The organism is Parolsenella catena, from assembly GCF_003966955.1.
In the GTDB taxonomy this organism is placed as follows: Bacteria; Actinomycetota; Coriobacteriia; order Coriobacteriales; family Atopobiaceae; genus Parolsenella; species Parolsenella catena.
The window spans coordinates 769,176-792,509 of record NZ_AP019367.1 but is presented as its reverse complement, the minus strand read 5'-3'; the positions used below and the strand labels follow the sequence as shown (position 1 = coordinate 792,509).

The 23,334-nt window shown below is 66.3% G+C and carries 15 protein-coding genes; 1 reads left to right on the top strand and 14 read right to left on the bottom strand.

Annotation, left to right across the window (positions count from 1 at the left end):
• Positions 1-5 precede the first annotated feature (5 nt).
• The 14 genes from rbfA to Pcatena_RS03545 all read right to left on the bottom strand — a co-directional run bounded on the left by rbfA (position 6) and on the right by Pcatena_RS03545 (position 22,198).
• On the bottom strand, positions 6-434 hold the full coding sequence (gene rbfA / locus Pcatena_RS03610) for a 30S ribosome-binding factor RbfA (RefSeq protein ID WP_126421698.1): 429 nt from the start codon (positions 432-434) through the stop codon (positions 6-8).
• Between the two features lie 98 nt (positions 435-532).
• Positions 533-3,139 (bottom strand): translation initiation factor IF-2, encoded by a 2,607-nt coding sequence (gene infB, locus Pcatena_RS03605; protein WP_126421696.1) that lies wholly within the window; start codon positions 3,137-3,139, stop codon positions 533-535.
• 94 nt (positions 3,140-3,233) lie between these two features.
• Entirely contained in the window at positions 3,234-4,493 is a 1,260-nt protein-coding gene (nusA, locus tag Pcatena_RS03600) for a transcription termination factor NusA (protein ID WP_126421694.1), read from the bottom strand.
• A 72-nt stretch (positions 4,494-4,565) separates the two neighbouring features.
• On the bottom strand, positions 4,566-5,111 hold the full coding sequence (locus Pcatena_RS03595; protein WP_126421692.1) for a ribosome maturation factor RimP: 546 nt from the start codon (positions 5,109-5,111) through the stop codon (positions 4,566-4,568).
• Positions 5,112-5,288: 177 nt separating this feature from the next.
• Positions 5,289-5,792, bottom strand: coding sequence for a PASTA domain-containing protein (locus Pcatena_RS03590; protein WP_172596368.1), 504 nt, complete (start codon positions 5,790-5,792; stop codon positions 5,289-5,291).
• A 58-nt stretch (positions 5,793-5,850) separates the two neighbouring features.
• Entirely contained in the window at positions 5,851-8,424 is a 2,574-nt protein-coding gene (leuS, locus tag Pcatena_RS03585) for a leucine--tRNA ligase (protein WP_126421688.1), read from the bottom strand.
• 150 nt (positions 8,425-8,574) lie between these two features.
• Positions 8,575-10,086: an IMP dehydrogenase gene (locus Pcatena_RS03580; RefSeq protein ID WP_126421686.1), complete on the bottom strand. Its 1,512-nt coding sequence runs from the start codon at positions 10,084-10,086 to the stop codon at positions 8,575-8,577.
• A gap of 183 nt (positions 10,087-10,269) precedes the next feature.
• Positions 10,270-11,565 (bottom strand): glycosyltransferase family 2 protein, encoded by a 1,296-nt coding sequence (locus Pcatena_RS03575; RefSeq protein WP_126421684.1) that lies wholly within the window; start codon positions 11,563-11,565, stop codon positions 10,270-10,272.
• 70 nt (positions 11,566-11,635) lie between these two features.
• Positions 11,636-12,616, bottom strand: a complete 981-nt coding sequence (locus Pcatena_RS03570) for an RluA family pseudouridine synthase (protein WP_126423387.1) — start codon at positions 12,614-12,616, stop codon at positions 11,636-11,638.
• A gap of 44 nt (positions 12,617-12,660) precedes the next feature.
• Complete coding sequence (gene lspA, locus Pcatena_RS03565; RefSeq protein ID WP_126421682.1) at positions 12,661-13,143, bottom strand: signal peptidase II; 483 nt, start codon at positions 13,141-13,143, stop codon at positions 12,661-12,663.
• Positions 13,144-13,146: 3 nt separating this feature from the next.
• Positions 13,147-15,966, bottom strand: coding sequence for an isoleucine--tRNA ligase (ileS, locus tag Pcatena_RS03560; RefSeq protein WP_172596367.1), 2,820 nt, complete (start codon positions 15,964-15,966; stop codon positions 13,147-13,149).
• A 610-nt stretch (positions 15,967-16,576) separates the two neighbouring features.
• Positions 16,577-18,466 carry an ATP-dependent zinc metalloprotease FtsH gene (gene ftsH, locus Pcatena_RS03555; protein WP_126421678.1) on the bottom strand — a complete coding sequence of 630 codons (1,890 nt, stop codon included), beginning with the start codon at positions 18,464-18,466 and terminating at the stop codon, positions 16,577-16,579.
• Between the two features lie 111 nt (positions 18,467-18,577).
• Complete coding sequence (locus Pcatena_RS03550) at positions 18,578-20,503, bottom strand: fructose-1,6-bisphosphatase (RefSeq protein WP_332835573.1); 1,926 nt, start codon at positions 20,501-20,503, stop codon at positions 18,578-18,580.
• 138 nt (positions 20,504-20,641) lie between these two features.
• Positions 20,642-22,198 (bottom strand): L,D-transpeptidase family protein, encoded by a 1,557-nt coding sequence (locus tag Pcatena_RS03545; protein ID WP_126421676.1) that lies wholly within the window; start codon positions 22,196-22,198, stop codon positions 20,642-20,644.
• 141 nt (positions 22,199-22,339) lie between these two features.
• Here Pcatena_RS03545 and Pcatena_RS03540 point away from each other — a divergent pair, with 141 nt between their 5' ends.
• Positions 22,340-23,233 carry a TrmH family RNA methyltransferase gene (locus Pcatena_RS03540; RefSeq protein ID WP_232619895.1) on the top strand — a complete coding sequence of 298 codons (894 nt, stop codon included), beginning with the start codon at positions 22,340-22,342 and terminating at the stop codon, positions 23,231-23,233.
• Positions 23,234-23,334: the final 101 nt, after the last annotated feature.

Genomic DNA, 23,334 nt, shown 5'->3' with positions numbered 1-23,334 from the left:
TGGACCTACTCCGCCTCTGCAGCCTCGTCGCCCGCGTCCGAATCCCCGGACCCGGCCACGACTGGGTAGCCAAACTCGTCCTTCTCGACATCGATGGTGGGCGGGCGCTGCTCGAGGGCTCGGGCGATGCGCTCGGCCTCGTCCGTGGAGGAGTCGATGGAGAATGCGAGCTCAGGGGTGACGCGCCAGCCGAGCGCATGGCCGAGAAGGGAGCGAATGCGGCCCTTGGCACGCTCGAGCGCGGCCATGACGGTGTCATAGCGCTCGGGCTCGCACGTGACGTAGGCACGCACGAACGAGCGGTCAACGGAGACCTCGCAACCCGTGAGCGTCACGAGGTCGAGGTCGGGGTCGGCAACCTCAAAGAGGAGGATGCTCGCGAGCTTCTCGCGGGCGATTTGCCCGGAGCGGCGCGAATTTGCGTTCTGCTTCATGTCTCCACCTGCCCAGGTGGGGCGACCCGCAGGCCGCCCCACATAGATTATCTATCAATGGGTCGTGAGGAGCCTAGGATGAGCGGCCCCTCCCGCACCTACTCGGTACGGGCGACCTCGACGATCTTGTACCCCTCGATGACGTCGCCAGGCTTGATGTCCTGGTAGTTCTCCAGGCCAATGCCGCACTCGAAGCCGGCCTTGACGCTCTTGACGTCATCCTTGTAACGGCGCAGCGAGGCGATCTTGCCATCGAACACGACAATGCCGTCGCGAACGAGGCGGACGTTGTCGTCGCGGCTGATCTCGCCCTCGGTGACCATGCAGCCAGCGGCGATGCCGACCTTGGGGACCTTGAACGTGTCGCGGACCTCGGCAGAACCCGTCTGGTGCTCTTCCTCCGTGGGCTTGAGCATGCCGATGCGGGCGGCGTCGATCTCCTCGATGGCCTTGTAGATGACGCTGTACGTACGGATCTCGACGCCCTGGTGCTCGGCGGCGGCACGGGCCTTGGCGTCCGGGCGCACGCCGAAGCCGATGATGATGGCGTTGGAGGCATCGGCGAGCGTGACGTCGGTCTCGGTGATGGCGCCAACGGCGGAGTGGATCGTGTTGATGCGCACCTCGGACTGGTCCATCTTGTCCAGCGAGTCCTGAAGGGCCTCGATGGAGCCCTGGACGTCGGCCTTGATGACGAGGTTGAGCTCCTTGACCTCGGCGTCCTCCATCGTGGAGAAGAGCGTCTCGAGCGTGACGTGCTTTACGCGGTTCTGCTCCTCGATGCGGGCCTTGAGCGCGCGCTGCTCGGCCAGGGAGCGCGCCTCGCGCTCCTCGGTGAACACACGGAACTCGTCGCCGGCGGCCGGCACGCTCTGGAGACCGAGGATCTCGACCGGGTCGGAGGGCTTGGCCTCCTTGACCGGGCGGCCCTTCGGGTCGAGCATGGCGCGGATGCGGCCGTAGGACATGCCCGCGACGATGGCGTCGCCGATGCGCAGGGTGCCGCGCGTGACGAGCACCGTGGCCACCGAGCCGCGACCGCGATCGAGCTTGGCCTCGAGGACGTTGCCGGAGGCGAACGTGTTGGGGTTGGCCTTGAGCTCGAGGACGTCGGCCTGGAGCAGGACGGTCTCGAGCAGCTCGTCGATGCCGATCTTCTTCTTGGCGGAGATGTTGACGAACATGTTCTGTCCGCCCCACTCCTCCGGGATGATGCCGTACTCGGTGAGCTCCTGGCGCACCTTGTCGGGGTTGGCACCGGGCTTGTCAATCTTGTTGACGGCCACGATGATGGGCACGCCGGCGGCCTTGGCGTGGTTGATGGACTCGACCGTCTGCGGCATGACGCCGTCGTCGGCCGCGACGATGAGGATGACAATGTCGGTCACCTTGGCGCCACGGGCACGCATGGCGGTGAACGTCTCGTGGCCCGGGGTGTCGATGAAGGTGATGGTGCGGTCGCCGATCTTGACCTGGGAGGCGCCGATGGCCTGCGTGATGCCGCCGGCCTCGCCTTCGGCAACGCCCGTGTGGCGGATGGCGTCGAGCAGGCTCGTCTTGCCGTGGTCGACGTGGCCCATGACGGTGACGACCGGGGCGCGCGGAAGGAGGTCGGCCGGATCATCGTAGAAGGTGAAGGAGTTCTCCTCCTCCTTGGTCATAACCTTGACCTCGCGGCCGAGGTCGTCGGCCACAAGCTCGATGAGCTCGTCGGACATGGACTGCGTGAGGGTCAGCGGGTTGCCCAGCAGGAACAGGCGCTTGACGATGTCGGACGCGGGCACGCCGAGAAGCTCGGCGAGCTCGGCGACGGTGGAGCCGGTGGGAACCTTGACCATGCCGATCTCGGCCACGTTCTGGTCGTTTGCGATGGCCTCCTCGATCGCCTGCTCCTTGGCGGCCTGCTCGGCCTGCTTCTGACGACGCTCCTTGCGCTTCTTGCGGCGACCGGTGGACTCGCGAGAGGCCTCCTCGACGCTGGCGCGGGCCTCCTCGAGCACGCGCTCGCGGTTGTACTCCTCGGCGGCCTTCGCCATGCGGCTGTAGCGGTCCTCACCATCGTTGTCATGGTGGCCCTTGTGCTTGCCACGCGAGGCCTTGGCAGCCTTCTCGGGGCTCACGGGAGCGTTGTCGTTGGCGACGGGGTTGGAGCGCTGGGGACGCGAGGAGCCGTTGCCGCGGCGGCCACGACCGCCAGAGGACTGCTCGGTCTTCTTCTTGGCGGCGGCCTCCTCGCGCTGAGCCTTGAGGATCTTCTCCTGCTGGGCGATCTGGTCGAGCAGGCTCGTCATGGAGGGGACGGACTTGGGCGCGTTGTCGCGCACGCGGTTCTTCTCCTCCTCTTCCTTGCGCTTGCGCTCGGCCTCGGCGCGGGCCTCCTCGGCCTTCTTGCGCTCTGCCTCGGCACGGGCGCGCTCGGCCTCGCGGCGCTTCTCGGCCTCGACGCGCTCCTTCTCGGCGCGGGCGCGCTCCTCGGCCTCGGCCTTGGCGCGGGCCTCCTCCTCGGCCTTCTTGGCCGCCTCGATCTCTGCGGCGCGGGCCTCGAGGATGGGCGCCATCTTCTTGCGGACGACCATCACGTAGGCGTCCTCGAGAGCGCTCGAGGCGGACTTGGCAGGGATCATCATGTCGGCCAGGTGGCCGAGCATCTCCTTGCTCGTCATGCCAAATTCCTTGGCAAGGTCATGTACGCGAGTCTTTGCCATGTGGCCTACCTTCCTGTGCGGGCAACTGTCTGGGCGGGACGTGCCCGCGGGTGAGTGCGAGTGAACGGGCGTGGGGCTCATGCCCCCGCCCGAGCTAGATCAGCGAATCGGGGTCGTCGGAGACCTCGGCGGAGTCGACGAGCGCCATCTTCTCGTGGACGCCGCAGTAGCGGGAGCCGGGGCGCGCCATGTTGCGGCACTGCACGCCGGAGGGGCTCACGAACTCGCAGCGGTGGGTGCTCTCCTCGCCCACGAGGTCCTCGGCCTCCTCGACGGGAGCGGGCGTCTTGGGGAACATGCCGGCCGCAAGCGACTCGTTCTTGATGTCGATGTGCATGCCGGTCAGGCGCGCGGCGAGGCGGGCGTTCTGGCCCTCCTTGCCGATGGCCAGGGAGAGCTGGTCGTCGGGGACCACGACCGTGGCGTAGTTGGTCTCCTCGTCGATGACCACGCGCGTCACCTTGGCCGGCGACAGGGCATTGGCCACGCAACGGGCGGGGTCGTCGCTCCACAGCACGACGTCGACGCGCTCGCCGCGCAGCTCGCTCACGACGGTGCGCACGCGGCTGCCCTTGGGACCCACGCAGGCACCCACCGGGTCGAGGCGGTCGTCGAGCGAGGAGACGGCGACCTTGGAGCGGGCGCCGGCCTCGCGGGCGATGGAGCGAATCTCCACGACGCCGTCATAGATCTCGGGGACCTCGAGCTCGAAGAGGCGACGGATGAGCTCGGGGTGTGTGCGGGAGATGACGATGGAGGGACGGGAGTGCTCGCCGCGGACCGGCTGGGAGATCTGCGCGTTGGGGTCGCGGACGTCGATGATGACGGCCTTGAGGCGCATGTTGTGCGTGTAGCGCTCGCCGTTGGGGCGCTCGTTGCGCTCCTCGGGGTGACGCTTGCGGTCAAAGTGCGGCAGCTCGGCCTCGACGCCCTCGCGGATCTTGACGATCGTGAAGTCAGGCGTGGACTGCAGCACGGTGCCGGTGATGATGTCGCCGATGCGCTGCGAGAACTCCTCGTAGATCTGCTCGCGGGCGGCGTTGCGCACGATGGCGTTGATCTCCGCCTTGGCGTGCTGGGCGGCGATACGACTCGTGTCCTTGGGCGTGACGTCAATCTCCTCGAACTCGGTGTAGTTGCCCTCCTCGTCCATGGAGTCGTCAATCGGCACGAGCTTGTACACGTAGATCTTGCCCGTCATGCGGTCAATCGTGACCCTGGCGCCCCAGTCGAGGTGCATGAGGCTCGCGTAGCTCTGGGCAAGGGACTGCTCGAGACGGTCGAGCAGGTAGAGCTCGTCGATGTGCTTCTCCTGGCACAGCGCCATGAGCGCTTCCATCATCGCAGATGCCATGTGTCGTTCCTTCCTGGCCTGTATAGCATTCGTGGCGCAGCGCGCCAAACGGTCATTCCTGAGATCTGGGGGCTACTCGCCCTCGTGGGCGGCCTTCTTTGACTTGGCCGAGCCCTTCGACTGCTTCGAGAAGGTCTTCTTCTCGCCCTTGGCGAACGTGGGCTTGATGTTGCAGCGACGCACCTCGTCGAGCGCGATGCTGACCTCGCCCTCGTCCGTGTCGAGGACGACCTGGCCCTCGCGCACGCCCACGAGCTTGCCCGAGAAGCGCTTGCGGCCCTCCATCGCGGTCGTGGTGAGGGCGACCTGCTCGCCGGCGAAGCGCACGAAGTCGCGCTCGCGACGCAGGGGGCGGTCAAGGCCCGGGGAGCTCACCTCAAGCGTGAAGGAGCCCGGGAACGGATCGACGACGTCGATGACGTCGGAGACCCACTCGGTCTGCGCGGCGACGTCATCAAGCGAGATGGTGCCCTTGCCCTCGTCGGACCAGTCGAGACGAACGCGCACGGTCGGCGCCTTCGTGGCACCAACGACCTCGACGTCCACGACGTCAACGCCATGGGCGGCGCCCGCCACCTCGAGGGCCTCGAGTATGGCCGCGGCCTTGTCCTGCGCCATCGGGCCTCCCTTCCTTCCATGCCGTGAAAAACACGGCCCACCTACAGACAAAGAGATGCGGGGCGAAAAACTCCACCCCACATCCCTCATTCCGTGCAAACTATCGGAAGCAGTGTATTAAACAACCTGGTAGCACGTCAAGTCGCATTTGTGATGCTCCCGTGATGAAGCGTGAGCTCACTGCTGGGAGGCCGCGACGTCGATCGTGACCGTGGACCCCGAGGCAATGCGGGCGCCGGCAGACGGCGCCTCGCTTACGACCTTGCCCGGGTCCTGCTCGGTAGAGGTGACCTCGTTCACGCCAACGGAGAAGCCGCACTCCTCGAGCCTGGTCTGGGCGCTCTGGGCGCTCCACCCCACGACGTCTGGCACCGTACGCCCGCCGATGATCTCGGCGCGATAGGCCACGAAGGCAACAGCGGCGCAGAAGACGGCGACGAGGACGAAGGCGAGCAGGATCCTCGTGACGCGCTTCGTGGTCTGGGAGCGGTCGCGCCTGCCGCGACCCCTGCCGGAGAGGCCCTCGACGCTTCTTCTCGAGGCGGCGGCGCGCTCCGCCAACTCTCGGGCGGCAAGCGGGTTGGAGCGAGAGGCGCCGGCGCCAAGGCCCCGGCCGCACGCCGGGCAGCGGGCCGGAAGCAGACCCTCCCCCAGGTCGGCTCCGCAATGCGGACACTTCATGCGCAACATCCCTCCTCAAGAAGGTGGGACCCAGCGAAGGGGTCCCACCGGCAAAAACCTAGTTGGCGACGACGTTGACGAGCTTGCCGGGAACGACGATGACCTTGCGGACCGTCTTGCCCTCGAGCTGCTCGGAGATGGCCGCAAGCGCAGCCTTCTCGGTCTGCTCGCGGGTGGCGTCCGCGGCGATCGTGGCGTGGCCACGCACCTTGCCCATGACCTGCACGGCAATCTCCACCGTGTCGGCCTTGGCAAGCTCGGGGTCGAACTCGGGCCACGGCTCGTTGTACACGGAGCCTTCGAGGTGGAGCGCCTCGTGGTAGAGCTCCTCGGCCCAGTGCGGGCAGATGGGGGCGAGGATGGCCACGATGTCGTGGGCGACGCGGAAGTCAAGCTCGAGCACGCGATCCTCGGCGGGCGTCTCGTTGAGGTACTTGCTCGCGGCGTTCACGATCTCCATAACGGCGGAGATGGCGGTGTTGAACTGGCCGCGGTCGTAGTCAGAGGTGCAGCGGGCGCCCAGGCCGTTCAGCGTGCGGAACAGCTCGCCGGCCTGGCCCTTGAGGGACCTGGCATCGAACTCGCCGGCGTGCGCGCCAGCCGAGAGCTGCCAGACGATGGACCAGGCGCGCTTGATGAAGCGGTTGGCACCGGCGACGGCCTTCTCGTCCCAGTCGAAGTCCTTCTCGGGCGGGGCGATGAACAGGATGACGAGGCGCATCGTGTCGGCACCGTAGGGCTCGATGACACTCGAGGGCGGCACGACGTTGCCCTTGGACTTTGACATGGTCTCGCCGTTGTGGTCCTTGACCATGCCCTGGCACAGCAGGTTGGTGAAGGGCTCGTCGGCGTCGATCATGCCGAGGTCGCGAAGGACCTTGGTCCAGAAGCGGCTGTAGAGAAGGTGCAGGATCGCGTGTTCGATGCCGCCGATGTAGTTGTCGACGGGCATCCAGCGATCAACCGACTCCTTGGAGAACGGGAGCTCGGTATTGTGCGGATCGCAATAGCGCAGGTAGTACCACGAGGAGCACGTGAAGGTGTCCATCGTGTCCGTGATGCGCTTCGCGGGCCTTCCGCACTTGGGGCAGGTCGTCTCGTAGAACGGCGCGTACTCGGCCAGCGTCTCGCCGGCACCGAGGTCGAGGTTGTCTGGAAGCGTCACGGGCAGCTGGTCGTAGGGCACCGGCACGTCACCGCAGCAATCGCAGTGGATCATCGGGATGGGGTTGCCCCAGTAGCGCTGACGGCTGATGAGCCAGTCGCGAAGGCGGAACTGCACCTTCTTGCGACCGAGGCCACGCTCGGAGAGCCAGCCGATGATGGCGTCCACGGCCTCGGAGTGCTTGCCGCCCTTGAGGCCGGTGAACTCGCCAGACTGCACGAGGTAGCCCTCGGCGTCCATAGCGTGGTCCCAGGAGACGCTCGTGACCTTGAGCTCGCGCTCGTCCTTGAGCTCGTCGTAGAGGGGATCGTCCTTCTCGCAGATGATCGGGGCGATCTCCAGGCCGTACTTCTTGGCGAAGTCGAAGTCGCGCTGGTCGCCGCAGGGCACGCCCATGACGGCACCGGTGCCGTAGTCCATGAGGACGTAATCTGCGACCCAAATCGGGGCGGGCCTTCCGTTGATGGGGTTGATGACGTAGCGGCCCGTGAACACGCCGTGCTTCTCGCGCGCCGATCCCTGGCGGTCGACGCTCGAGACCTTCTCGGTAGCCTCCTTGAGCTCCTTGAACGCGGCCTCGCACTCGGTGCCGGCAACGAGCTCGGCGGCAAGCGGGCTCTCGGGCGGAAGCAGGAAGAAGCTCACGCCGAACAGCGTGTCGGCGCGCGTCGTGAAGACGGTGATCTTGCGGTCCGTCGGCGTCACGCCGTCCTTGTCAGCGAGCGTGAAGTCGATCTCGGCGCCCTCGGAGCGGCCGATCCAGTTGCGCTGCTGGGCCTTGACGTTCTCCGGCCAGCCGGTGAGCTTGTCGAGGTCGTCGAGAAGCTCCTGGGCGTAGTCGGTGATCTTGAGGTACCACTGGGACAGCTCGCGCTTCTCGGGCACGGAGCCGCAGCGCCAGCACCTGCCCTCGACGACCTGCTCGTTGGCGAGCACGGTGTTGCATGACGGGCACCAGTTGACGGGCGAGGTGGCACGGTAGGCCAGGCCCTTCTCCCACATCTTGAGGAACATCCACTGGCCCCACTTGTAGTACTCGGGGTCGCAGGTGCGCACGAGGCGGTCGTAGTCGTAGGAGAAGCCCATGCGCCTCATCGTGGCGAGGGCGTTGTCCATGTTCTGGTAGGTCCACGCCGCGGCCTGCGTGTTGTGCTTGATGGCGGCGTTCTCGGCAGGAAGGCCAAAGGCGTCGAATCCGATGGGGTGCAGGACGTCATAGCCGCGCATGCGGGCCTGGCGCGCCATGGCGTCACCGATGGTGTAGTTGCGGGCGTGGCCCATGTGCAGGTCGCCCGAGGGATACGGGAACATCTCGAGGACGTACTTCTTGGGCTTGTTGGGGTCCTCGTCGGTCTTGTAGGTGCCCTTCTCGTCCCAGATGCGCTGCCACTTGCCCTCGATGGCAGCGGCGTCATAGGCCGGGAAGCGGCTGGCCTGGGTGGCGTTCGTATCGTTGACGTCGCTCATGCGCGACCTCTCTTTCATGTGTGCAGACATTCAAGTTATGCATTCTAGCAGCAAAGCGCCCGAGACTCGCAGGGAGACTCGGGCGCTTGATTCAGCTTTGCGCGGCCGCCCCGGGTCTTGAACCAGCGAGCGATCGCCTTTGACTGCGTCTTAGTGGTAGCTCACGGACTGGTTGTGGTCCTTTAGCACGACGTCGTGCGCCCCGCCCTCGACGATGGAGGTGGAGCTCACGAGGGTTAGTCGGGCCTTCTGCTGTAGCTCGTGGATCGAGTTGGCGCCGCAGTTGCACATCGTGGACTTGATCTTGTAGATGGTCATGCCCACGCCATCCTTGAGGGACCCCGCGTAGGGAACGTAGGAGTCGACGCCCTCCTCGAACGACAGCTTGGCGGCGCCGCCGAGGTCATAGCGCTGCCAGTTGCGAGCGCGCGCAGAGCCCTCGCCCCAGTACTCCTTCATGTACTGGCCGTTGACGTTCACGCGGTTCGTGGGGCTCTCGTCGAAGCGGGCGAAGTAGCGGCCGAGCATCATGAAGTCGGCGCCCATGGCCAGCGCGAGCGTCATGTGGTAGTCGTAGACGATGCCGCCGTCCGAGCACACGGGGACGTAGACGCCCGTCTCCTTGTAGTACTCGTCACGGGCACGGCACACGTCGATGAGGGCCGTGGCCTGGCCGCGGCCGATGCCCTTGGTCTCGCGCGTGATGCAGATGGAGCCGCCGCCGATGCCGACCTTCACGAAGTCGGCGCCGCAGTCGGCGAGGTAACGGAAGCCTTCGGCGTCCACGACGTTGCCGGCGCCCACGATGACGTCGTGGCCGTAATTCTCGCGAATCCAGTCGATCGTGAGCTTCTGCCACTCCGAGAAGCCCTCGGAGGAGTCGATGCACAGTGCGTCAGCGCCAGCCTCGAGCAGCAGCGGCACGCGCTTGGCGTAGTCACGCGTGTTGATGCCGGCACCCACCATGTAACGCTTGTTGGCGTCGAGCAGCTCGTCGGGGTTGGACTTGTGGGAGTCGTAGTCCTTGCGGAAGACGATGCCCACGAGGTGGTCGTTCTCGTCCACGATGGGCAGCGCGTTGAGCTTGTTGTCCCAGATGATGTCGTTGGCGACCTTGAGCGTGGTCTCCTTCGTGCCCGTGACGAGCTCCTCGCGCGGGGTCATGAACGTGGCGACCTTGGCCTGGTGGTCGTCACGGGAGGGACGGTAGTCACGGCTCGTGACGATGCCGAGCAGCTTGCCGTGCGGGGTGCCGTCGTCGGTGACGGGCATCGTGGAGTGGCCCGTGCGCTCCTTGAGGTCCATGACCTGCTCCATGGTCATGTCAGGCGTGAGGGTGGAGTCGGACTCGACGACGCCGGCCTTGTAGTCCTTGACCCACTTGACCATGGCGGCCTCGGACTCGGGGGTCTGCGAGCCGTAGATGAAGCTCATGCCGCCCTCGGTGGCAAGCGCGACTCCCATGCGCTCGCCGGAGACGGACTGCATGATCGAGGAGACCATGGGGATGTTGAGCGTGATGCGCGGCTGCTCGCCCTTCTTGAAGCGGCACAGAGGGGTCTTGAGCGACACGTTGGCCGGAATGTTCTCCGAAGAGGAGTATCCGGGAACCAGGAGGTACTCAGAGAAGGTGTGCGACTCGCCCTCGAAGAACGTTGCCATGTAGGTGACTCCCTTTCTGCCCTGCCCGCCGCGAGTGCGTCGGGACCGCGTACCGATGCAATGTTGACAATTGTAGCGTCCGCATGGGAGCGAACGCTACCTTCAACTCTTTTAGGAAAGCTAACTATTTGATTGGCACAGGCAGGCGACGACGGGCAAGCGCAACGGCTCCCCCGGGACGGCCTACTGCTCCTCCGCCATGTCCTCCATCGACATCGAGACCGTGTGCTTCGTGGGCACCCACTCGACCTTCATGAACAGCGCCGCGACGTTGATGGGGATGTAGGTCATCATGAACAGCGGGAACGTGAACAGGTTGGTGATGATGCGCCAGCGGCGCCCCTTGCGACAGCGGATGTGCTTGCGCTCCGAGACCGTGGTGATGACGGCCAGGACGAAGAACGTCACGTACATGGAGGCGAACGTCATGACGAGCGAGCCCACGGCCATGGACAGCTCGTTTTGCGTGGCGAGAAAGCCGTGGGACAGCGAGCCGATGACGAGGTAGACGCTGTTCACGAACGCCGAGACGAGCGTGAGGATGTTGCCGGGCGCGATCGTCATGAGCATGTCGTAGGCGCCAAAACGCTTCTTGCGCACGCCGTGCACGAGGTCTCCCACGTAGGAGAAGAACACCTGGTAGAAGCCCTTGGTCCAGCGCATGCGCTGCGTCCAGGAGGCCTTGAAGGTGAGCGGCTGCTCGTCATAGAACTCCGCCGGAGCGTAGCCGATGCGGATGCCGTTGGCCGCGCAGAACGTGGAGAACTGGATGTCCTCGGTGAGGGTGTGGAAGTCCCAGCCGTGCATGCCCTGGACGATGCGGGCGGATACCATCCAGCCAGACCCGGAGATGGCGCAGCCCGTGCCGCACAGCATGCGCGAGTTGTTGAGGAACTTCGCCTCGCGCAAGAACCACAGCGCATAGGCCGAGCTCACCCAGCTCGAGTCGAAGTTCTTTGAGTTGCGGTAGCTCGTGCCCACGAGAAAGCCCTGGTCGAACAGCTTGTTCATCTCGGTCACGTAGCCGGGCGAGAGCAGGTTGTCGGCATCGAAGACGAAGAACGCCTCGTACTTGTCGGGATACTCGTTGAGGATGCGGTCGAAGCCGTAGTCGAGCACCCAGCTCTTGCCCTTGCGCGCGAGGTCATTGCGCTCGTAGACGATCGCCCCCGCGTGGCGCGCCTCCTTGGCCGTGCGGTCCGTGCAGGCGTCTGCCACGACGAACACGTCGATGAGCTCGGAGGGGTAGTCCTGCTCCTTGATGGACCTCACGAGGTTGGCGATGACGCTCTCCTCGTTGTGCGCCGCGATGAAGAAGGCATAGCGATGGTTCTTCTTGGCGGGCGGCAGCTTGACCTCGCCACGCCTCCACGTCACGAGGATGTAGAGAGCCTGGTACAGGTAGGCAAACGTGAAGAACGCCCAGATGATGAAGTTGAAGACGACGATGGGCGTGATGCCCAGACGGTTGAATTCCACGAAGAGCCCTCTCGCGGTAGTGGGTGTTGGGACCTGCCGTCAGGCGACCGGGACAGGGGGTCGCCCTGCCTCAGTTCTCGCCGAGGAGCAGGGGCACGATGCGCTCCCCCGCCTCCGTGCGACCCATGGAGCGGTTTTCGAGCGATTCTAATACAGCTCGGAGGTCATCGGGCAGCGTATCGCGAAGCTCTATCGTCTCTCCCGAGACGGGATGCGCAAACGCGACGCTCCAGGAGTGAAGGAACTGCCTCGACAGGCCGAGGTTCTGCGCAAGGTCGCCGCGGCCGTAGAGGGGGTCGCCGATGACCTGGTGGTTGATGTGGCGCATGTGGACGCGGATCTGGTGCGTGCGCCCGGTGTAGAGGTGACACTCAAGCAGCGTGTAGCCCTCGTCCCTCCGGCCCGCCTCGAAGCGCTCGAGCACGCGGAAGGTCGTGATGGCCTCGCGCGCGCCGGGGTCGTCGGACACGGCCATGCGGATGCGGTCGCGCGTGGAGCGGGCGATGCCCGTGTCGATGGTGCCCGAGTCCGCGGCGACGTAGCCCCACACGAGCGTGACGTAGCGACGGTCGAGCGTGCGCAGGCGGATGAGGTCCTGCAGGGCCTTCTGGGTGGCATCGTCCTTGGCGGCGAGCATGAGCCCGCTCGTGTCCATGTCGAGACGGTGCACGATGCCGGGGCGGTCGTCTCCCTGAAGCATCCCGAGATGCGCCAGCCCGCAGTGTGCGACAAGCGCGTTCGCGAGCGTGTCGTCCACGTGCCCGGGGCTGGGGTGGCACACGAGCCCGGCCTGTTTGGAGAGCACGATGAGGTGCTCGTCCTCGTAGCGAATGTCGAGGTCGATGTAGGGATTGGGAGCAAGCCCGCCCTCGGGGACGAGCGGCTCGGCCTCCTCCACGGTGGCGCGAACGCGATCCCCGAGCAGGACCTTCTCGCTCTTGGAGGTCGCGGGTGTGTCGTTGATGGTAACAAGGCCGCGCTCGACGAGCTTGGCGCAGGCGGAGCGAGACGGCATGTCAGGCCCGCCGGCGAGGAAGGCGTCGAGGCGCATGCCGTCCGCGGCCGGGTCCACGAGCAGGTTCACGACTCTTTGGCTCACGCCTCGTCTCCCCCCTCGCGCTCGGCGTCCCAGCGCCACAGCAGGACGAGGGCGATAACGACGCCGCAGGTCACGAAGATGTCGGCGACATTGAAGACGGGAAAGTCGATGAAGGTGGTGGCAAGGAAGTCCGTCACCTGCCTGGCAACGACGCGGTCGATGAGGTTGCCCATGCCGCCGCCGGCGACGGCCCCCAGCGCGGCGGCGACGCTCGCGGGCATCTGCCGCTCGCGGACGACCCACACGGCCGCCCCCGCGCAGATGACGAGCGCGAGGATGACGAAGACCCACGTGGAGCCCGAGCCTATCGAGAAGGCCGCGCCCGTGTTCATGACGAGCGACAGGTCCAGCACACCGGGGACGAGCGGCGCGGGGCCGCCGGCAAGCGCCATGCGCGCCCAGGCCTTCGAGACCTGGTCGAGCACGACGGCAAGCGCGGCGACCCCGCCGAACGCGGCAATGCGACGAGTGCCCGACACGGGCTACTCCACCTTGGTGGCCGCGGCGACGGCGTGGCTGCAACGGCAGCACAGGCCATCCGCGCCGAGCGGTCGCCAGTTCCAGCAGCGCGGGCACTTCTCGCCATGGGCGGGCAGCACCTCGCAGGCGAGCTCGTCGCCGCAGGCGAGCTCGACCTCGGAGCACACGAACGCCTCGGCGAGCATGGCCTCGGAGCCGCGCACGAGCTCGAGCTGCTCGGCAGGCAGGGTGAGCACGCAGCGCGTGGCCTGGCTCGTCTTCTCGGAGACAGTGCCGGCGGCAAGCGCGGCCTCGTTGGCCTTCGTGTAGGCGCCGCGGGCCTCGAGCAGCACGTTGTACTCGTCCAGCAGCTTGGCGACCTCATCGTGCGAGAGGGGCTCGCTCCACCAGTCGAGCAGCGCGGCGAACGTCTGGCCGTCGCGGGCGCTCTCGGGCAGGTGCGCCATGACCTCGTCGGTCGTGAACGACAGGATCGGCTGGAGGTCGCGAAGCAGCATCTCGAGCAGGTAGTACCAGCACGTCTGGGCGCTGCGACGGCTCTTGGAGCCGGGCTCGTCGCAGTACATGCGGTCCTTCGTGGCGTTGAGGTAGCCGTTGGACAGCTCGGTGACCACGAAGTCGTACAGCGCGCGATAGACCTGGTAGAAGCGGTATCCCGCGTAGGCCTCGCTCACCTTCTCGTGCATGTCGCAGGCACGGGCGAGCACGAGCAGGTCATAGCGCTCCATCTCGTCGACGGGCACGAGGTCGTGCTCGGGGTCAAACTGGCCCTCGAGCTCGCCGAGCAGGAAGCGGAACGTGTTGCGGAAGCGGCGGTAGGCGTCGGAGGTGCGGGCGAGGATCTCGTGGTCGACGGCGACATCGTGGCTCGTGTCGGTTGAGGCCACCCACAGGCGCAGGATGTCGGCGCCCATCTCGGCGCAGACCTTGTTGGGGTCGATGACGTTGCCGAGCGACTTGCTCATCTTGCGGCCCTGGCCGTCAAGCGTGAAGCCCTGGGAGACGACGGCCTTGTACGGCGCGATGTCGTTGGCGCCAAGCGAGGTGAGCAGCGAGCTCTGGAACCAGCCGCGGTGCTGGTCGGAGCCCTCGAGATACATGTCGGCGGGGTACTGGAGCTCGTCACGGAACTCGCAGACGGCCTTCCAGGAGACGCCAGAGTCCCACCAGACGTCGAGGATGTCCTTGCCGGCCTTGAGGTGGTGTCCTCCGCACTTGGGGCAGACGCACGCCTCGCCCAGGTAGTCCTCGGGCTTGTCGGTGAACCAGGCGTCGGAGCCCTTCTCGTGGAAGAGCTTGATGACGGCGTCGAGCGTGGCATCGTTCACGACGGTCTCGCCGCAGTCCTCGCACGTGAAGCTCGGGATGGGCACGCCCCAGTTGCGCTGGCGCGAGATGCACCAGTCCGGACGGCCCTCGACCATGGCGCCAATGCGGTTCTTGGCGTGCTCGGGGTACCACGCGACCTTGTTCTCGATCGTGTCGAGCGCCTCGGCGCGCAGGCCGGTCTTGTCCATGGAGATGAACCACTGGTCGGTGGCGCGGAACAGGACGGGCTGGTGGCAGCGCCAGCAGTGCGGGTAGCTGTGGTTGATGTCCTCGTGCAGGATGAGCATGCCGCGCTCACCGAGCCACTCGATGATCTTGGGGTTGGCCTCGTTGACCTCCATGCCAGACCACGGGCCACCCGTGCCCATCTCGTCACCCACGTAGAAGCGGCCGTCGTCGTCGACGGGCATGACCACGGGGATGCCGAACTTGGAGCCGGCGTTGTAGTCGTCGACGCCGTGGCCGGGCGCGGCGTGGACGATGCCCGTGCCGTCGTCGAGCGTGACGTAGTCGGCGTAGATGAACTCGCCCTCGACGCCCTGGTCGCCAAAGATCGGCTGCTTGTACTTGTTGTGGCAGAGCTGCTCGCCCGTCATGCGCCAAGGCTCGCCATCCGCGCCGCAGACGAGCTCGGGCTCGCCGTAGCCGAACTTCTCGCAGTCACGCGCGACAAGCGCCTCGGCCATGAGCTCGGCGGCGCCATCGTGCTTGACGGCGACGTAGGTGGCCTCCGGGTGCAGAATGACGGCGTCGTCCGCGGGAAGGGTCCACGGGGTGGTCGTCCAGATGTCCACGAACAGCTTGCCGGCCCAGTCCTCGAGGCCCGCCGGGGTCGTCGTCATCTCGAAGCGCACGAAGATGGCGGGGCTGACCTCGTCGCCATACTCGATCTCTGCCTCGGCGAGGGCCGTGTGGCAGTGCGTGCACCAGTGCACGGGCTTGTGGCCGCGGTAGACCATGCCCTTGTCGAACATGGCCTTGAAGACCTCGATGTCGGCGGCGTCATGCTGGTGGTAGAGCGTGAGGTAGGGGTGGTCCCAGTCGCCGAGGACGCCCAGGCGACGAAAGCCCGACTTCTGGAGCTCGATGTTCTCGACGGCGAACTTGTTGCACATCTCGCGAATCTCGGCGGCGGGCATCTCGTTGAACTTCTTGGTGCCGACCTTCTCCTCGACCTTGTGCTCGATGGGCTGGCCGTGGCAGTCCCAGCCGGGGACGTAGGGGACGTCGCGGCCCTGCATCATCCAGTAGCGGTTGATGATGTCCTTGGACACCTTGTTCATGGCGTGGCCGATGTGGATGGGGCCGTTGGCGTACGGGGGGCCGTCATGCAGCACGAACTTGTCGTGGCCGGCGTTCTTCTTGCGCACCATCTCGTAGACGTTGTTCTCGCGCCAGACCTTGAGGCGCTCGGGCTCGCGCGTCGCGAGGCTTGCCCTCATCGGGAAGCTCGTGGACGGGAGGTTCATCGTCTTCTTGTACTCGTTTGCCAATGCCTTGCCGCTCCTTTCGCGGGGTCCCTCCCCCGCATCCGCCGAGCGCCCGCTTGCCGCGCGGGCCACACACGGCCCGTCGGCGCACGAAAAAAGCGCCCGCCCCGACCGCCGGGACGAAGCGCCATGGATGCGGCATCTGCCGCGACGATTCGCTAACCACCCAGCGGGCGAGAATCTCGCCTTACTCGGCTGGCCCATGACGGTGGCCGCTCCCGTTGGCGTCTACTGGGGCGCTTGCGCGCCCGTTCGGGCCAAGGCTCCGGGGTGATATTCGCCTGGGCGCGGCCGCGGGCTCACACCAACCCCGCTCGCTTGTGACCGCGTGACCGGGCTACTCGTCCCCATCACAGCTTTTCGAGCGCCTATGGTAGCACTGAACGACGAAAACGTCCCAGCCCAACGCAAACTCGCATCAATCCCCACCCAGCCCGCGAGCCAGCGCGATGGTCTCGCGCCCGGCTCAATCGAGCGAAGAGACCCCCCAACAGATAGGGCCCTGGGGTCCTCAGGAGACAATCCGCAGCAGCCAGCTGCCTCATTCATCAAGGCAACCTCCCCTGCGAGGACGTCCGAAGAGAACCCCAGGGCCCCGGCGAGAACGAATCCCCTACTGCGTCTTAGGCAGCGTGGGCGCGAACCCGTCGTCACGGGTGAGCATGTTCATGAACTCGTCACCCGTGATCGTCTCCTTCTTCTGGAGGTAGTGGGCGATCTCATGCAGCTTGAAGCGATGGGCCTTGAGCGTGTCGACGGCCTGCTGGTGGCCCTCCTCGACGAGACGCTGGACCTCTGCGTCGATCTGCTGAGCGGTGCCCTCCGAGCACGTGAGCTCGGCGCCGCCACCGAGGTAGCGGTTGCGCTGCTGGCCGAGTGCCACCATGCCGAACTTGTCGGACATGCCGTACTGGGTCACCATGGCGCGCGCGATGCTCGTGGCCTTCTCAATGTCGTTGCTCGCACCGGTGGTCATCTCGCCGAAGATGAGCTCCTCGGCGGCGCGGCCGCCGCACAGCACGGCGATCTTGTTCTTGGCCTCCTGGCGCGTCGTGAGGAAGTGCTCGTCCTCCTCGACCTGCATCGTGAAGCCGAGCGCTCCGCTCGTGCGGGGCACGATCGTGATCTTCGAGACGGGCGCGGAGCCCTTCTGGGCGGCGGCGACGATGGCGTGACCGGTCTCGTGGTAGGAGACGACCTCCTTCTCGTGCTCGGACAGGACCGTGGACTTCTTCTTCTCGCCGGCGATGACGACGTCGACGGACTCGACGAGGTCCTCCTGGCTCACGCGCTTGCGACCGAAACGAACGGCGCGCAGGGCGCTCTCGTTGATGATGTTCGCGAGGTCAGCGCCGGAGGCGCCGGGCGTCGAGCGGGCGATGACGCCGAGGTCGTTGCCGGGCTCCATCTTGACGTCGTTGGCGTGGATCTTGAGGATGGCCTCACGGCCGGCGAGGTCAGGGAGCTCGACGAGGATGCGGCGGTCGAAGCGGCCCGGGCGCAGCAGCGCCTGGTCGAGCGACTCGGGGCGGTTCGTTGCCGCGAGCACGACGATGCCCTTCTGGTTGTCGAAACCATCCATCTCGGACAGCAGCTGGTTGAGCGTCTGCTCGCGCTCGTCGTTGGAGTTGAGCGACCCGTCACGCTTCTTGCCCACGGCGTCGATCTCATCGATGAAGATGATGCAGGGGGCCTTCTCCTTGGCCTGCTTGAACAGGTCTCGCACCTTCGCGGCGCCACGTCCGACGAACATCTCGACGAACTCGGAGCCGGCAATCTGGAAGAACGGCACGCCGGCCTCTCCGGCGACGGCCTTCGCAAGCAGCGTCTTGCCCGTGCCCGGAGGGCCCACGAGCAGCGCGCCGCGCGGGCAGCGGGCGCCGATCTCGTTGTACTTCTCGGGGTTCTTGAGGAAGCCGACGATCTCCTGCAGCGACTCCTTGGCCTCGTCTTGGCCGGCGACGTCGGCGAAGCGCACGCCCGTCTCCTCGCCCTTGACCTCCTTGGCGTGACTCTTGCCAAGGCCGCCGCCCATGCCAAAGCCGCCGCCACCGAAGTTCATGGAGGGACCGTCGCCGCCCATGGCCTTCTTCATGCGGCGGTTGAGCCAGATGCCGCCCGCAATGGCAAGCAGGATGGGCACGCCGTAGACGAGCAGCATGTAGGTCCAAAGACCGGAGCTCTGGTCAGCGATCTGGGCTGAGTAGGTCACCCCGTGCTTGTTGAGGCGCTCGGAGAGCGAGTCGTCGCTAGGCCACTCGTTCGTGCGATACGTCACCGAGGAGTCGTCCTTGGAGGTGAACGTGATCTTGCCCGAGCCAGTGTCGAGCGAGACCTCACCCACCTTGTCGTCATCGACCATGTCGATGAACTCGCTGTAGGAGACGTCCTTGACCGTGGCGCGCTCGATACTCGGGTACACGACCGAGTTGAGCGCGACGATGGCCGCGATCGCGATGATCGCGTACAAGATCATCGACTGTCGTTTCTTCTTGTTGTCCATTCCCTGTCCTTGCGTCGTGAGCCCGCAGACCCGCAGACAGCGAGCCCTCTGGGTTCTTGTACTGCCAAGGATACCCAAGGGACGTTCCGAATTACAGCTCTCCGGAAAACCCTATGCTCTCCCCCGCTCGGGCAAGTCTCCCGTGCGATAGGCGTCGAGCAGGGCCGTGAGGTCGTCTATCTGGGCGCGGATATGGGCACCGGTGTCGGTGTCGGCCACGATGAGGGGGCGCTCGTTCACCTCGAGCTGGTCGTCGTCTGAGAAGATGTCGCCTCGGTCGGCCACGACGTCACCGATGGCCCCGTATGGCCGGTGCGCCTTGATGCGCATGCCCTGGGCATCGACGATGAGCGTGTAGCCTGCGATCCCGGTCCTGGAGTGATAGGCACGGCAGAAGCCCCCGTCGATGACGAGGCGCCTGCCCCCGCCGCGCACGGGGCTCTCGCCACTCGCGCGCGCCACCGGCGTGTGCCCGTTGATGATGTGGGAAGCGGGCCCGGACAGGCCGAACTCGGCCAGCACGTGCTCGCAGGCGCCAGGCTCGCACGTCAGCTCGAAGTAGGGGTCCTGCTCCTCGGCCCACGCTGAGCGATCGGCGACGAACGTGCGCTCGAACGTCTTCATCGTGCGGCCGCTCAGGGGCGACCCCAGGCCGCACCACAGGTACCACATCCAATCGAGGGCCTCGGGCGTGCGCTCGTGCCAGGCGATGCGCGCCATGCGGTCGCAGGCGTCGAGGTAGGCCCTTCCGGCAATGTGGCGGCCTCCCACGCGGATAGGCCGGAAGCTCCCGTCTGCTCGCATGGGAACGCAGCCATGGAACAGCAGGTTGTTGTTGTACGCGAGGTAGACTGAGCCCTTCTCGTACAGGAAGTCCACGTGGCGGCGCAGCCTGCGGCTGTGGGTGAAGCTCTCCACGAGTCCGTCCAAGACACGACGCTCCTCGTCCGTGAGCTCGTAGGGACGGGACGGCTCGAGCGTCGGGAAGTCACGCGTGACAAGCTCGTAGCTCCGCCCGCCGATCCGGACGGTGCCCGCGGAGGCGTCGACGCCACCCAGCAGGAGGCGGTCTGCCATGTCGAACTCGGGATGGCGCGAGATAAGCTGGCCGGAGACCTTGAGCATGATGACGGTGATGGCCTTCTCGCAGGCGGAGAGCACGTCCTGCTCCGCATAGGTCTTCTCAGCAAAGAGGGCGAGCTCTCTCAGGGAGATGCCATAGGAGCCCTCGAGGATGTCGAGCGTCTGATAGTGGACGCAGTTGCGCACGACCGTGGCCACGCACGCCTCGGAGCCGGCCGCCGCGCCCATCCAGCAGATGTCGTGGTTGCCCCACTGGATGTCGAGCGAGTGGTAGGCCATGAGCCTGTCGATGACGGCGTCGCCATGGGCGCCTCGGTCATAGAGGTCTCCCACGACGTGCACGTGGTCTACAGCCAGCCGCTTGATGAGCGCGGCGAGGCTGCGGATGAAGTCGCACACGCTGCCCGTCTCGATGATGGAGTCGACGATGCGCGCGTGGTAGGCGGCCCGACTCGACGCCTCGCCCGGGCTCGCGTGGAGAAGCTCGTCGATGATGTAGGCGTAGGAGACGGGCATCGCCTTGCGCACCTTGGAGCGGGTGTAGGCGTCTGACAGATAGCGGGCGAGCTCGATAAGGCGGCCGAGCGACTCCCGGTACCACGCGGGCGTGTCAAGATGGGCCTCGGCCATGCGCCCGAGCTTCTCGTCCGGGTAGTAGATGAGCGTGCAGAGCTCGGCCTGCTCTCCCGGTGTGAGCCTGTGGCGAAACACCGAGCGCACGCGCTCGCGGATGACGCCCGAGCAGTTGTTGATGATGTGGTCGAACTGCTCGCAGTCCCCGTGGACGTCGGAGATGAAGTGCTCGGTTGCCTTGGGCAGGTTGAGAATGGCCTCGAGGTTGATCACCTCGGTGTAGACGGCCTGGCATGTCGGGAACTTCTCGGACAGAAGCATGAGGTACTTCACGCGTTGGTCATCGTGCATGGCAGGTGTCATGGCGCCCCTTCCGCTCACGGTCGTCCTGCCATCGTAGACCCAGATGCGCCAGACGCGAGAAAGCCATGAGATGTACACGATTAAATGGTCAACTTCTGCACGCAGAGAAACGCCCGCCCACTCGCGCGGACGGGCGCAGAAACGGGCGCGAGGCCGCTAGTTGTGGACGACGACGACGTCGCCTACCTTACATAGGCCGAACAGCTCCTTGGCCTTGTCGGCGGGGAGGTTCACGCATCCGTGGCTGCCCGCGTACTGGTAGATGTCGCCACCGAAGCGGCTGCGCCAGTTGGCGTCGTGCAGGGCCCAGGAGTTGCCGATGAACGGCATCCAGTAGCCCACGTGGCTGATGTACTCGGGCTCGTTGGTGGCCGGGTCGATGGTGCCGCGGAGCTCGACGTTTCCGGAGGCGCGATAGCCGTTGAGGGTGTAGACGCCCACGGGGGTGTCATGGCCCTGCGCGTGGTCGCCGGTGACGCAGTCGCTCTCCCAGACGAGGGCGCCCGAGTCGTCGTACATGCGGACGTGCTGCTCGGCCAGGTCGATGTCGATGTAGCGGTTGCCCCAGTCCTTGAGGCCGGCGTCGGGGGCGGCCTGGGCCGTGCTCTTCGTGGGAATCTCGATGGCACTCGTGGAGCCCGCCTCGACGGCCTGCTTGAGCGCCGTCGCAAGCGCCTCCTCGTCCGTCACCCAGCCGTAGGCGTCATCCCAGTGGTTGGAGCCGGTGGCGTCGACCGTGACCGCCTTGCCATCCGGTCGCGTGTAGGTGCGCGCGGCGCCGCGGGTGTCGTACTTGGCCGCGACCTCGGACTTGAGCCACTCGCCGAGCTTGGCGTCGTCGAGCGTGGCGTTGAGGTTCTCGTCGAGCGTGATCCACGAGGAGATCTGGGCGCGCGTGACCTCGCCGGCCGCCTGCCCGTTCAGCGTGAGCGGGATGTCTGCCGTCATGAAGCGGTTGGCGTTCTGGGCGGCCGTCGCGAGCGACGCGTCATCCGAGGTCACCGTGGGCTGGGAGAGGCAGGTGTCATCCAGCGCGATCCTGCGAGAGAGGCCCCGGAGCCCCTCGCCCACGGCCTCGATCGTGGCGTCGCGGTCAAGGGCCGTGCCAACCTTCTCGGGCACGACGGCATACTGCTGGGTCGTCTCGTCAAAGGCGATCGTGGCGTTCGTGGACTGCGTGGCGCTTGCGTTGAACTCGTCGATGGCAGGCCCGAGAAGCTCGGTGAGCTTGTCAGAGTCAAACGTAGCGCCGTTGCTGCCCTGAAGCTCGTGGTGCTCGGCAATGTGAAGCGGCCAGGCGAAGGCATGCTGCTGCGCGATGAGGGCGCCCGCGTAGGCGTCCTTGTCAAACGCCAGGTCAACATCCTGGCCGCGCACCGTGAGGCTGAAGTTGTCGCCCACGACCTGAGACTGGAAGGCGGAGATGCCCGACGCCTTGTCCGCGGCCACCTCGGAGGCGAACTTGAGCGAGACGTCGGCGCCGTCAAGCGTCGTTCCGGGCATGAAGACGAACGAGAACGCGAGGGCGCCGAGCAGGTAGACGAGTGCGACAAGGCCGACGATGACACCCGCCACGATGAGGGCGACCTTGCCGGCGCTCCCCTTCTGGGCGTCTCCGCCGTCTCCCTGATCGGCAAAAACCTGACCAGCGGCATGGGCTCCCGCCGCATGCTTTCCCTTCACGGCCTTTCCGCCGCCGAACCTGTTTGCCATGACATCCCCCGTGGCCGAGATAGCGCCCGGCCAGTCAAATTCCTACAGCCATGTTGTATCGTAGCGCATGGTCGCGCTTGGCTGCGCGCCATCGCTACGCTAATTAGCTTTGCCGGGGCGTCCCGGCGTCTGGAGGCACCCGTGGGAATCGTCATGCTCGACTCTGCCAGCGACCCGAGGCTTGACGTCTACGCGAGGCTCACGGAGCGCCAGCTCCGCAGCAGGCTCGAGGCAGACGCCGGCGTACTCGTCGCGGAGTCCGAGAAGGTCGTCCGCGTGGCCGTCCGGCAGGGACTGGAGCCGCTGTCGCTTCTGCTCGAGGAGCGCCAGCTCGAGACGCAGGCGGACCTCGTTCGCGACGTCGCCGCCCTGCCGAGGGGTGGACGCGTGTTCGCAAGCGCCGGCCACGTGAGCGTCGTGCCCTGTGACGGCGTTCCCATCTACGTCCTGCCCCATGACGAGATCTGTAAGCTCGTGGGCTACAACGTGACACGCGGCGTGCTGTGCGCGATGCACAGGCCAAAAGAGCGCTCCGCAGCCGAGGTGCTCGACGCCGTTCCCGACGCCCGCCGCGTCGCCGTTCTGGAGGGCGTCACGGACGCCACGAACGTGGGCGCCGCGATGAGGAGCGCCGCCGCCCTCGGCATCGACGCCGTCCTGCTCACGCCAACCTGCTGCGATCCGCTCGTTCGCCGCGCGGTGCGCGTGAGCATGGGAACCGTGTTCCAGGTGCCGTGGGGGCGCCTGGGCGCTTGGCCCGCCACCGACGACGAGTGCGACGGCCTGGGCCTGCTCCGCTCGCGCGGCTTCAAGACGGCGGCGCTCGCCCTGCGCAACGACTCCTACTCCCTGGGCGACGAGCGGCTCGCCGGCATCGACAAGCTCGCGATGCTGTTCGGAACCGAGGGGGACGGCCTGGCCAACGACACGATCGAGGCGTGCGACATGACCGTGCGCATCCCGATGCAGCACGGCGTCGACTCCCTCAACGTCGCCGCCGCCACCGCCGTGGCCTTCTGGGAGCTCAGGGCCTAACAGCCCCAGAGACGCACGCAGCCAGCCTCAAACCTCCGCCGAAGCTCCCGCTGCCCGCCGCATCGCCCACCCGCACTCAACAAGCACGTCAACAGAAGAAG